Here is an 11,685-nt window from a genome sequence, read left to right as displayed (position 1 = left end):
ACTATATATATCTATATATAGGTGCCGGCCATGTTGTTCTCTGCCTCCATGGTCGGCTTGCGGCGGGGTGGTGCCCATTGGACGTAAGTCTATGAGCGCCTCTGTCAAAGACCCGACGAAAGGCAAGCCGGGTTACGCAAGTTCTGCGGTCCTAATGCTGAAGCGGAATTTTTTTGACGAGATGAGCATGCCAGAGCAACACGACATCCTGAGCGACGCCGAGCGCGAGGCATTGGCCGTGGCCGTGGGGAGTGCGCCTGTGGCAGCCAAACCGCTGGTGCTGGTAGTGGATGACAATGCGGTGAACCGTGAGGCGTTGATCCTGTACCTGAAAAGCCGGGGGATCGACTGCGTCGGAGCGGATGGAGCCGAGGAGGCCAGGCTGTACCTGCACTACCAGCCGCGGATTTGCTTGATGATCACGGATTTGCGCATGCAGCCCGAGGATGGCCTGGACCTGATCCGCACGGTTCGCGAATCAGAGCGGGCAGCGTTGTCGATCATCGTGGTGTCGGGCGACACCGATGTGGAAGAGGCGGTGGACGTGATGCACCTGGGAGTGGTGGATTTTCTGCTGAAGCCGGTCGATCTGGGCAGGCTGCTGGAGCTGGTGAAGAAAGAACTGAAAGTCGAGTAGAGCAAGAGTGGGGCCGCAAAGCGGCCCCCGGTTGCAGATATCGCTTACAGTCCGTTACGCGCCTTGAACTCGCGGCGACGGCGGTGCAGTACCGGCTCGGTATAACCGTTCGGCTGCTTGCCACCTTCCACCACCAGCTCTACCGCAGCCTGGAACGCGACGTTGTCGTCGAAGTTCGGTGCCATCGGGCGGTACAGAGGGTCGCCGGCGTTCTGCTGGTCGACCACTACGGCCATGCGCTTCAGGCTTTCCAGCACCTGCTCCTGGCTGACCACGCCATGGCGCAGCCAGTTAGCCAGCAGCTGGGCCGAGATGCGCAGGGTGGCGCGGTCTTCCATCAGGCCGACGTTGTTGATGTCCGGCACCTTCGAGCAACCCACACCCTGGTCGATCCAGCGCACCACGTAGCCGAGGATGCCCTGGGCGTTGTTGTCCAGCTCGTTGCGGATCTCTTCGGCCGACCAGTTGGTGTCGGCGGCCAGCGGGATGGCCAGGATGTCGTCCACCGACGCCGGGGTACGCGAAGCCAGTTCACGCTGACGCGCCTGTACGTCCACCTTGTGGTAGTGCAGGGCATGCAGGGTGGCGGCGGTCGGCGACGGCACCCAGGCGGTGTTGGCACCGGCCAGCGGGTGGGCGATCTTCTGTTCGAGCATGGCCGCCATCAGGTCGGGCATGGCCCACATGCCCTTGCCGATCTGCGCACGGCCTTGAAGGCCGGTGGCCAGGCCGACATCAACGTTGTTGTTCTCGTAGGCACCGATCCACTTCTCGTTCTTCATGGCGCCCTTGCGCACCACGGCGCCGGCTTCCATCGAGGTGTGGATTTCATCGCCGGTGCGGTCGAGGAAGCCGGTGTTGATGAACACCACGCGCTCGGCTGCGGCCTTGATGCACGACTTGAGGTTGACCGTGGTACGGCGCTCCTCGTCCATGATGCCGACCTTGACAGTGTTGCGCTTCATGCCCAGCAGGTCTTCGACCTGGCTGAAGATCTCGGCGGCGAAGGCTACTTCCTCCGGGCCGTGCATCTTCGGCTTGACGATGTACACGCTGCCGCTGCGGGTGTTCTTGCGGCTGGTGTTGCCATTGAGGTTGTGCAGGGCGATCAGGTTGGTGAACAGGCCGTCCTGGATGCCTTCGGGGATTTCGTTGCCTTGGGCGTCGAGGATCGCCGGGTTGGTCATCAGGTGGCCAACGTTGCGCACGAACAGCAGCGAACGGCCGTGCAGGGTCACGCTGCCGCCGTTGGGCGCGGCGTACTCGCGGTCCGGGTTCATGGTGCGGGTGAAGGTCTTGCCACCCTTGCTCACGCTTTCGGCCAGGTCGCCTTTCATCAGGCCCAGCCAGTTGCGGTAGACGATCACCTTGTCGTCGGCGTCGACGGCGGCAACCGAGTCTTCGCAGTCCATGATGGTGGTCAGCGCCGATTCCATCAGGATGTCTTTCACGCCGGCGGCGTCGGTGCTGCCGACCGGGGTGCTGGCGTCGACCTGGATTTCGAAGTGCAGGCCGTTGTGCTTGAGCAGCACCGCAGTCGGCGCGGCGGCATCGCCATGGAAGCCGATCAGCTGGGCGTCGTCACGCAGGCCGCTGTTGCTGCCGCCTTTCAGGGCAACTACCAGCTTGCCGCCTTCGATGCGGTAGCCGGTGGAGTCGACGTGCGAGCCGGCCGCCAGTGGCGCGGCTTCGTCGAGGAAGGCGCGGGCGAAGGCGATGACCTTGTCGCCACGTACCTTGTTGTAGCCTTGGCCTTTCTCGGCGCCGCCTTCATCGCTGATGGCATCGGTGCCATACAGCGCGTCGTACAGCGAACCCCAACGGGCGTTGGCGGCGTTAAGGGCGAAGCGGGCGTTCATTACCGGTACGACCAGCTGTGGGCCGGCCATGTGGGCGATTTCTTCGTCCACGTTCTGGGTGGTGGCCTGGAAATCGTCGGCTTGTGGCAGCAGGTAGCCGATTTCCTGGAGGAATGCTTTGTAGGCTACGGCGTCATGGGCCTGGCCTTTGCGTGCCTGGTGCCAGGCGTCGATCTTGGCTTGCAGCTCGTCGCGCTTGGCGAGCAGGGCTTTGTTCTTTGGAGCGAGGTCATTGATGATCTTCTCTGCACCCGCCCAGAACTGCTCGGCGACGATGCCGGTCCCTGGGATGGCTTCGTTGTTCACGAAGTCGTACAGGACCTTGGCGACCTGAAGGCCACCGACTTGAACGTATCCAGTCATTGCTTGCCTCACTCTGCTCAGCTATTTCGCTCTTCTGTATTAAGCCTGTAGCGCTTCTCTAAACACGGCACCAGTGCATGCCCCCGAGTTAAACCCCGAGCGCGGCTGGGTGCGGCCTGCCAGACAGGCTGGCAGACAGTGTGCGTATTTTCACAGGCGCCTTGGCAGACATCCAAACGACGTTTTGTAGTCCGCGCCACGGGATACTACATGAAGCAGTAGGCGGGGCAAAATCAGACTAAAAGCGCCGTTATGCGACCCGTTGGTCGCGTATGGTCACGCTGGGAGTAAGTATGTTCGCAAAAAACAGGTGGATTGTTCCAGATAAATCTTGAAACAGTACACGATTTGTTGTGCCGATTGCCCTGCGGCAGGTTGCCGCGCCTTGCCTATACTGAGTCGATCCCCCGATTTTCTGCCGCACGGCGCGGTCCGACACGAGGAAGGGCTTGTGGATCATCTTGTACTGACTGTGATTGCCCCTGACAAGGCCGGCCAGGTCGAGCGCATTGCCCAGTGCATCGCTGACCACAGTGGTAACTGGCTGGAAAGCCGCATGTCGCGTATGGCCGGGCAGTTTGCCGGCATCCTGCGGGTGGCGGTGCCGGCGGAAAACTATGACGAACTGGTGGCTTCGCTGCAGGGGTTGGTCCGATATGACATTCGCGTGCTGATCGCCGAAAGCGGTATAGAGCCGTCGTGTACCTGGAAGCCGATTGCCATGGAGTTGGTAGGTAATGACCGGCCGGGGATCGTGCGTGATATCACCCGCCTGCTGGCGGATCTGGGGGTGAACCTTGAGCGGTTTACCACAGAGGTGCGGCCGGCGCCCATGAGCAGCGAGCCACTGTTCCATGCCGATGCCTTGCTGGCATTGCCGTTAACCCTGTCGCTGGAGGAATTGCAGCAGAAGCTGGAGAGCCTGGCGGACGACTTGATGGTGGAGTTGAAGCTGCGGCCGGAGGAATGATCCGAGATTGCCGGGGCTGCAAAGCAGCCCCCTGCGGTTATCCCGATATCACGGGGAAGGCCCTGTGGATAACCTGGGGGCTCCCCTCTCCAGCCCACACCGTGCGCGCCTTCCACGGCTTTGCTCAAAAAACACTCAAAAATCAGCAGCTTGTGCACAAAGCACGGGGACGAGGGTGTGGATAACCTTTGGAGATGTCTCTGCAGGCCACGAATCACAAGGCCCGCAGAGTTGTGGTTATTTTTTGATCAGCTGCGCTTGCGCAAACTGAACCACGCATCGAAGCTGTAAATCGCCAAACCCGCCCAGATGAACATGAACGCCACCAAGTTACTCGACGACAAGTGCTCATCGAACAGCAGCACCGCCTGCAGCAGCACCAGGGTCGGCGCCAGGTACTGCAGGAAGCCCAGCGTGGTATACGGCAAGTGCCGCGCGGCAGCGTTGAAGCACACCAACGGCACCAGTGTCACCGGCCCCGCGGCCATCAGCCACAACGCTTCGCTGCTGGTGTAGAACGCGCCCTGGGCGCTTGTCGCCGCCGGGTGCAGCAACAGCCAGCCTAGTGCCAGCGGTACCAGCATCCAGGTTTCCACCACCAGGCCAGGCAATGCCGCCACCGGTGCCTGTTTGCGAATCAGCCCATAGAAGCCGAAGCTCAGCGCCAGCACCAGCGACACCCACGGCAGGCTGCCCACCTGCCACACCTGCTGGGCCACCCCCACGGCGGCCATGGCCACCGCCAGCCACTGCAGGCGGCGCAGGCGCTCGCCGAGAATCAGCATGCCCAGCAGCACATTGATCAGTGGGTTGATGTAGTAACCCAGGCTGGCCTCGAGCATGCGCCCGTTGTTCACCGACCATACGTAGGTCAGCCAGTTGCCTGCGATAAGCGCCCCGCTCAGGGCCAGAATGCCCAGCCGGCGCGGGTTGTCACGCAGTTCACGCCACCAGCCGGGGTGTTTCCACACCAGTAGCAGCAGCGAGCCGAACAGTGCCGACCAGAGCACGCGGTGGACGATGATCTCCACCGCCGGGACGCTCTGGATTGCCTTGAAGTACAGGGGGAACAGCCCCCAGATGATGTAGGCGCTGAGGCCCAGTAGGTACCCGCGACGCGGGTTTGCGGCGTGCATGCAGAATCCTTGCTTAGGTAGCTAAATAAAGCGACGCCTATTGTAGACAGAGGCGGGCGCGCTTCTAGAACAATTTCAGCGGTGCTTCATCCAGTGCTGCCATTTGTTCGCGCAGGGCGAGAATCTGGTCTCCCCAGTAGCGTGGCTGGCCGAACCAGGGGAAGCTGGGCGGGAATGCCGGGTCGTCCCAGCGCCGCGCCAGCCAGGCGCTGTAGTGCAGCTGGCGCAAGGCGCGCAGGGGCTCGATCAGGGCCAGCTCGCGCGGGTCGAAATCGTGGAACTCGTTATAGCCGTCGATCAGTTCGGCCAGTTGCCCCAGGCGCTCCTCGCGGCTGCCGGCCAGCATCATCCACAAGTCCTGCACCGCCGGGCCCATGCGGCAGTCGTCGAGGTCGACCACGTAGTACACCTCGTCCCGGTGCATCAGGTTGCCGGGGTGCAGGTCACCATGCAGGCGGATGAGCTGGTGTGGCGTGCGGGCATAGATGTCCTCCACCCGCTTGAGCAGGTCGCGTGCCACCGATTCGAACGCTGGCAGCAGTTCGCGAGGGACGAAGTCGCCTTCCAGCAGGGTATTCAGCGATGCATGGCCGAAGTTGTCCACAGCCAGCGCTTCGCGGTGCTCGAACGGTTTGCTGGCGCCCACGGCGTGCAGGCGGCCGAGCAACTGGCCGAGGCGGTAGAGCTGGTCGAGGTTGCCCGGCTCTGGCGCGTGGCCGCCGCGGCGGGGGAACAGGGTGAAGCGAAAGCCCTGGTGTTCGAACAGGGTGCGGCCGTCGTGCTGCTGCGGGGCGACCACCGGCACTTCGCAGTCGGCCAGTTCGGCGGTGAAGCTGTGCTCTTCGAGGATGGCCGCGTCGCTCCAGCGGCCTGGGCGGTAGAACTTGGCGATCAGCGGTTGCGCGCCCTCGATGCCCACCTGGTAGACGCGGTTTTCGTAGCTGTTCAGCGCCAGCACCCGGGCATCGCTGAGAAAGCCCAGGCTTTCCACGGCGTCCAGGACCAGGTCGGGGGTGAGGGTGTCGAAGGGGTGGGACATGGTGGCTCCGGGGGGTAGGCGGCGTGGGGGCCATGGTAGCGCGTTATGCCTGTACCGGCCTCTTCGCGGGTGCATCGTTTCCCTGGCGGCTGCGCGGTCCCTGTGGGAGCGGGCAAGCCCGCGAACAGCGCAAAGCGCGGCCAGGCTATGCGGGAATCCCAAGCAATACATAAGAGGGATGAAATTGAACCCGCACCAAACTGCCTGCTGCCACCCGCTGCCCAGCCAACCAATCCGTCTCGGCAAACGCACACAACGTCTGGCCATTCCCCAACGCCAACCGGACCTCAGCAGGCCCATCAGCCTCCGCCAGTACCTCCTCCACTGTCGCCTGCAGGCAATTGCTACCCGCTTCGGCCTCTTCCTCGTCGCCCAGCAACCTCACCCACCCTGCCTTGAGCAGCGCCACTACCGTCGTCCCCAGCGTCAGCTCCAGCCGTGCGGTGCTGTCGTGGGTGATCAGCGCCTCGATCTCCAACCCTCCGCCCAACGCCAGGCTGACTTGATCATGCCGTCCCTCGCGGCGCAGGCCGCTGACTTGGCCCTGCAACTGGTTGCGCGCGCTGGTACGTAGCATCAACCGGCCAAGCAGGTCGAGGTCGCTCGACTCCTCGGCCGCTTCGAGGATTTGCGCCTGAAGGGCCTGCAGCCTCTTATAAAGGCGCAGAACCCGCTGGCCTTCCGGCGACAGACGGGCACCACCGCCACCACGCCCGCCGGTACTGCGCTCGACGAGGGGCTGGCTGGCCAGGTTGTTGAGCTCGTCGATGGCGTCCCAGGCGGCCTTGTAGCTGACGCCCGCAGCCTTGGCGGCGCGGGTGATCGAACCCTCTTCGGCAATGTGCTGCAGCAGCGCGATACGCTGGGGGCGGCGGGCGATGTGCTGGGTTAGGTGTGGGGGCAGGGGCATGGGCATTTGGTCTTGTGGGGGCCTGAGGCTGGATAGTGTGTAGGAGCGGCGTTGTGTCGCGAAAGGGGCGCGAAGCGGCCCCACGATTCACGCCTTGGCAAATATTGCTGGGGCTGCTGCGCAGCCCGATTGCGACACAAGCCCGCTCCTGCACTGGGCGATCCGCGCTTGTTCATACATACCCAGGCTTGGGCGTACGCGCCAGGCAATACACATCCACCCGCCGCGCACCGGCCTTGCGCAGCACTTCGGCAACCGCCTGCGCGGTAGCACCGGTGGTCAACACGTCATCGACAATGGCGACATGCTTGCCCGTCAGTTTGCCTGTTACCGCAAACGCCTGGCGCAGATTGTGTCGCCTGGCCTTGGCGTCCAGTTGTTGCTGTGCAGGTGTCTCCCGTGTACGCAGCAGTAGCCGCTCGTCGCAACGTACCCCCGCATGCGACGACAGCCAGCGCCCGAGCATCCCCGCCTGGTTGAACCCCCGCTCCCGTAGTCGACGTTTGGACAAGGGTACAGGCAACAACAGGTCGGGGCGCGGCAGCCCTTCGGTAAAGCGGTGCAGAAGCCCATGCCCGAACAATTCGGCCATCAGTCGCCCCAGGGGCCACTGGCGGTTGTGCTTGAAACGGCTGATCAGCGTGTCCACTGGAAAGCCGAAATGCCACAGTGCAACCACCTGCTCGAAGGCCGGTGCGCGGCGCTGGCACTGGGCGCAGGTCAGGCCGGCCATCGCCAATGGCAGGGCGCAGCGCAGGCACTGATCGCCCAGCCAAGGCAGTTCCTGCTCGCAGGCGACGCACAGCGGGTAGGCCTGCTCGGCTGGTTCATCACACAACAAACACATCTGATTAATAAGTGAACACTTGTAAACCAGTCTTTTCCAGTGTGGTTGACAGTTCATAGGCCTTCCATGACTATGCGAGCTATCCGTGATGCGCTGGTGGGCTTTCCTGTCCCGGCGCCTGCTTCAGCCTAAACAAGGAAACACCAATGAGCGCCAGCACAACTGCAACAACACGTCACGACTGGTCCCTGGCCGAGGTCAAGGCGCTGTTCCAGCAACCGTTCAATGACCTGCTGTTCCAGGCGCAGACTGTGCACCGCGCGCATTTCGACCCGAACCGCGTGCAGGTTTCGACCCTGCTGTCGATCAAGACCGGCGCCTGCCCGGAAGATTGCAAATATTGTCCACAGTCCGGCCACTACAACACCGGGCTGGAAAAACAGAAGCTGATGGAAGTGCAGAAGGTGCTGGAAGAAGCCGCCCGCGCCAAAGCCATCGGTTCTACCCGCTTCTGCATGGGCGCGGCGTGGAAGCACCCTTCGGCCAAAGACATGCCCTATGTGTTGGAGATGGTCAAAGGCGTCAAGGCCATGGGCCTGGAAACCTGCATGACCCTCGGCAAGCTCGACCAGGAGCAGACCAAGGCCCTGGCGCAGGCCGGCCTGGACTACTACAACCACAACCTCGACACCTCGCCGGAGTTCTACGGCAGTATCATCACCACCCGCACCTACAGCGAGCGACTGCAGACCTTGGCCTACGTGCGTGATGCCGGGATGAAGATCTGCTCTGGCGGCATTCTCGGCATGGGTGAGTCGCTGGACGACCGCGCGGGCCTGCTGATCCAGCTGGCCAACCTGCCCGAGCACCCGGAATCGGTACCGATCAACATGCTGGTCAAGGTGGCTGGCACGCCGCTGGCCGAGGAAGAGGACGTCGACCCGTTCGACTTCATCCGCATGCTGGCCGTGGCCCGTATTCTCATGCCCAAGTCGCACGTGCGCCTGTCCGCCGGCCGCGAGCAGATGAACGAGCAGATGCAGGCCCTGGCCTTCATGGCCGGCGCCAACTCGATCTTCTACGGCGAAAAACTGCTGACCACCGCCAACCCGCAGGCCGACAAGGACATGCAACTGTTCGCACGCCTGGGTATCAAGCCCGAAGCGCGTGAAGAGCACGCCGACGAAGTGCACCAGGCGGCTATCGAGCAGGCGCTGGTCGAGCAGCGCAGCAGCGAGATGTTCTACAACGCCGCGACAGCCTGAAATGGCCTTCGACCTGGCGGCGCGCCTGGCCGAACGGCGCGCCGCAGACCTGTATCGGCAGCGGCCACTGCTGGAAAGCCCGCAGGGGCCGGAAGTGGTCGTCGATGGCCAGCGCTTGCTGGCCTTCTGCAGCAATGACTACCTGGGCCTGGCCAACCACCCCGAGGTGATTGCTGCCTGGCAGGCCGGCGCCGAGCGCTGGGGTGTCGGTGGCGGTGCCTCGCACCTGGTTATCGGTCACAGTACGCCGCACCACCAGGTGGAAGAGGCCTTGGCCGAACTTACCGGGCGACCGCGCGCGCTGCTGTTCTCCACAGGCTACATGGCCAACCTGGGCGCCATCACCGCACTGGTGGGGCAGGGTGACACGGTGCTGCAGGACCGCCTGAACCATGCTTCGCTGCTGGATGGCGGGTTGCTCAGCGGTGCCCGTTTCAACCGCTACCTGCACAACGACCCGGCCAGCCTGGCCAGCCGCCTGGACAAGGCCGTCGGCAATACCCTGGTAGTGACCGATGGCGTGTTCAGCATGGACGGCGACCTGGCCGACCTGCCGGCGCTGGCCGATGTCGCGCGCGCGCGCGGTGCCTGGCTGATGGTCGACGACGCCCATGGCCTGGGCACCTTGGGCACTCAGGGCGGCGGTATAGTCGAGCACTTCGATCTGGGCGTTGAAGGTGTGCCGGTGTTGATCGGTACGCTGGGCAAGGCCTGTGGGACCGCCGGCGCCTTTGTGGCCGGCAGCGAAGAGCTGATCGAGGCGCTGGTGCAGTTCGCACGCCCGTACATCTACACCACCAGCCAGCCACCGGCGCTGGCTTGCGCCACCCTCAAAAGCCTGGAACTTCTGCGTCGCGAGACCTGGCGCCGCGAGCACCTTGCCGCGCTGATCCATCAGTTCCGTGAAGGTGCGCAGCAGATTGGACTGCAGCTGATGGACAGCCCGACACCGATTCAGCCGATCGTCATCGGTGACAGCGCGCAGGCCCTGCGCCTGTCACGCATGCTGCGCGAGCGCGGCTTGCTGGTGACGGCCATCCGCCCGCCCACTGTGCCGGCGGGCAGCGCACGCCTGCGGGTGACATTGAGCGCCGCGCACAGCGAGGCGCAGGTGCAGCTATTGTTGAATGCATTGGCCGAGTGTTATCCACAGTTGGAGAGCGCCGATGCGTAATCGACTTGTACTGTTGCCCGGCTGGGGCCTGGGCACTGCTTCCCTGGAGCCGCTGGCCGCCAGTCTGCGTGCCCAGGACGCCCGCCTGCAGGTAGAGCTGATGCCATTGCCGGAACTGGCCCACAGCGATGTGCAGGCCTGGGTCGACCACCTCGACCGCAAGCTGCCGAGCGATGTCTGGCTGGGCGGCTGGTCGTTCGGCGGCATGCTGGCCAGCGCGTTGGCGCACAAGCGTGGTGACCATTGCTGCGGCCTGCTGACCTTGGCCAGCAACCCCAGTTTCGTGGCTCGCCCGGACTGGCCCCACGGCATGGCCAAAGACACTTTCGTCACCTTCCTCGACGGCTGTCGCAGCCATACCCAGGTCACCCTGAAGCGCTTCCGTACCTTGTGCAGCGATGGTGCCCAGCAGCCGCGTACCCTGCTGCGTCAGCTGGGTGTCGGCGTGCCGGACACCGACCCACTGTACCTGGCCACCGGCCTCGAGGTACTGGCCAAGCTGGATACCCGCGAAGCTCTGGAGGCCTACGGTGGCCCGCAGCTGCACCTGTTCGCCGGCAGCGATGCGCTGGTACCAGCAGATGCGGCGAAAGCGCTGAGCGAGCTGCTGCCCGATGTGGAAGTGGGCCTGGTCGAAGACAGTTCCCACGCCTTCCTGCTGGAGTACCCGCAGGAACTGGCGGCGGGCATCAAGAGTTTCCTGCATGAGAGTGGCGATGACTGACCTTTCCCGTCCGACCCCGCCCGGAGCGCTGCCCGACAAGCGCCAGGTAGCGGCCTCGTTCTCCCGCGCCGCAGCCAGCTACGACAGCGTGGCAGCCTTGCAGCGTGCGGTGGGGTCGAGCTTGCTGGAGCTGTTGCCGGAGGGCCTGCAGCCGTCGCGCTGGCTGGACCTGGGCAGCGGCACCGGTCATTTCAGCCGGGCGCTGGCCGAGCGTTTCACCCAAGCCAGCGGCGTGGCGGTGGATATCGCCGAGGGCATGTTGTGCCATGCTCGCAACGAACAGGGCGGGGCGCTCTATCACGTGGCCGGCGACGCCGAGCGTTTGCCGCTGCGTGATGCCAGCGTCGACCTGGTGTTTACCAGCCTGGCCGTGCAGTGGTGCGACCAGTTCGCCAGTGTGCTGGCAGAAGCGCTGCGAGTGCTGCGCCCGGGCGGCGTGCTGGCCTTCAGCAGCCTGTGTGTGGGTACCCTCGATGAACTGCGCGCCAGTTGGCAGGCGGTGGATGGCCTGGTGCATGTGAACCGCTTCCGCCGTTTCGAGGACTATCAGCGCCTGTGCGCAGCCAGCGGTTTCGAACAGCTTGTGCTGCAGCGCTGCCCGCACGTGCTGCACTACCCGGATGTACGCAGCCTGACCCATGAACTCAAGGCTCTCGGCGCCCACAATCTGAACCCTGGCCGGCCTTCCGGGCTTACCGGTCGGGCACGCATGCAGGGCCTGCTGCAGGCTTATGAGGCGTATCGCCAGCCTGAGGGGCTGCCAGCCACCTATCAGGTGGTCTATGGTTTGTTGCGCAAGCCACAGGTGTAAGGGGAGCGAG

The 11,685-nt window shown here is 63.9% G+C and carries 11 protein-coding genes; 6 read left to right on the top strand and 5 right to left on the bottom strand.

From position 1 onward, the window contains the following. The first annotated feature begins 91 nt into the window (after positions 1-91). On the top strand, positions 92-637 hold the full coding sequence (locus IRZ77_RS11620) for a response regulator (protein WP_196173525.1): 546 nt from the start codon (positions 92-94) through the stop codon (positions 635-637). A gap of 44 nt (positions 638-681) precedes the next feature. On the opposite strand, the gene IRZ77_RS11615 is transcribed toward IRZ77_RS11620, so the two are convergent. Further along, entirely contained in the window at positions 682-2,859 is a 2,178-nt protein-coding gene (locus IRZ77_RS11615) for a malate synthase G (RefSeq protein ID WP_046614449.1), read from the bottom strand. A gap of 451 nt (positions 2,860-3,310) precedes the next feature. Here IRZ77_RS11615 and IRZ77_RS11610 point away from each other — a divergent pair, with 451 nt between their 5' ends. Then, complete coding sequence (locus IRZ77_RS11610) at positions 3,311-3,829, top strand: glycine cleavage system protein R (RefSeq protein ID WP_046614448.1); 519 nt, start codon at positions 3,311-3,313, stop codon at positions 3,827-3,829. 248 nt (positions 3,830-4,077) lie between these two features. On the opposite strand, the gene rarD is transcribed toward IRZ77_RS11610, so the two are convergent. The 4 genes from rarD to IRZ77_RS11590 form a co-directional block, all read right to left on the bottom strand. Next, positions 4,078-4,965 carry an EamA family transporter RarD gene (gene rarD / locus IRZ77_RS11605; RefSeq protein WP_085600058.1) on the bottom strand — a complete coding sequence of 296 codons (888 nt, stop codon included), beginning with the start codon at positions 4,963-4,965 and terminating at the stop codon, positions 4,078-4,080. Positions 4,966-5,029: 64 nt separating this feature from the next. Then, the gene (locus IRZ77_RS11600) at positions 5,030-6,004 is read right to left on the bottom strand and encodes a serine/threonine protein kinase (protein ID WP_085600060.1); all 975 of its coding nucleotides are present in this window, start codon (positions 6,002-6,004) and stop codon (positions 5,030-5,032) included. A 145-nt stretch (positions 6,005-6,149) separates the two neighbouring features. Further along, on the bottom strand, positions 6,150-6,914 hold the full coding sequence (locus tag IRZ77_RS11595) for a TOBE domain-containing protein (protein ID WP_196173524.1): 765 nt from the start codon (positions 6,912-6,914) through the stop codon (positions 6,150-6,152). A 172-nt stretch (positions 6,915-7,086) separates the two neighbouring features. After that, positions 7,087-7,818 (bottom strand): ComF family protein, encoded by a 732-nt coding sequence (locus tag IRZ77_RS11590; protein ID WP_108480304.1) that lies wholly within the window; start codon positions 7,816-7,818, stop codon positions 7,087-7,089. An 89-nt stretch (positions 7,819-7,907) separates the two neighbouring features. Between IRZ77_RS11590 and bioB the strand changes: the two genes are divergently transcribed. The 4 genes from bioB to bioC are packed head-to-tail and all read left to right on the top strand — an operon-like array spanning position 7,908 to position 11,675. Further along, the gene (bioB, locus tag IRZ77_RS11585) at positions 7,908-8,966 is read left to right on the top strand and encodes a biotin synthase BioB (RefSeq protein WP_013970556.1); all 1,059 of its coding nucleotides are present in this window, start codon (positions 7,908-7,910) and stop codon (positions 8,964-8,966) included. A 1-nt stretch (position 8,967) separates the two neighbouring features. Beyond that, positions 8,968-10,140, top strand: a complete 1,173-nt coding sequence (gene bioF, locus IRZ77_RS11580) for an 8-amino-7-oxononanoate synthase (RefSeq protein ID WP_196173523.1) — start codon at positions 8,968-8,970, stop codon at positions 10,138-10,140. Further along, a complete protein-coding gene (locus IRZ77_RS11575; RefSeq protein WP_085600068.1) occupies positions 10,133-10,864 on the top strand; it encodes an alpha/beta fold hydrolase in 732 nt (243 codons plus the stop codon). Before bioF ends, IRZ77_RS11575 begins: the two co-directional genes overlap by 8 nt. Then, complete coding sequence (bioC, locus tag IRZ77_RS11570) at positions 10,857-11,675, top strand: malonyl-ACP O-methyltransferase BioC (RefSeq protein ID WP_108480301.1); 819 nt, start codon at positions 10,857-10,859, stop codon at positions 11,673-11,675. Before IRZ77_RS11575 ends, bioC begins: the two co-directional genes overlap by 8 nt. The last annotated feature ends 10 nt before the right edge of the window (positions 11,676-11,685 follow it).

The organism is Pseudomonas pudica, from assembly GCF_015680405.1.
Classification (GTDB): Bacteria; Pseudomonadota; Gammaproteobacteria; order Pseudomonadales; family Pseudomonadaceae; genus Aquipseudomonas; species Aquipseudomonas pudica.
The sequence above is the reverse complement of the archived record's forward strand: the minus strand, read 5'-3'. Positions and strand labels throughout refer to the sequence as shown.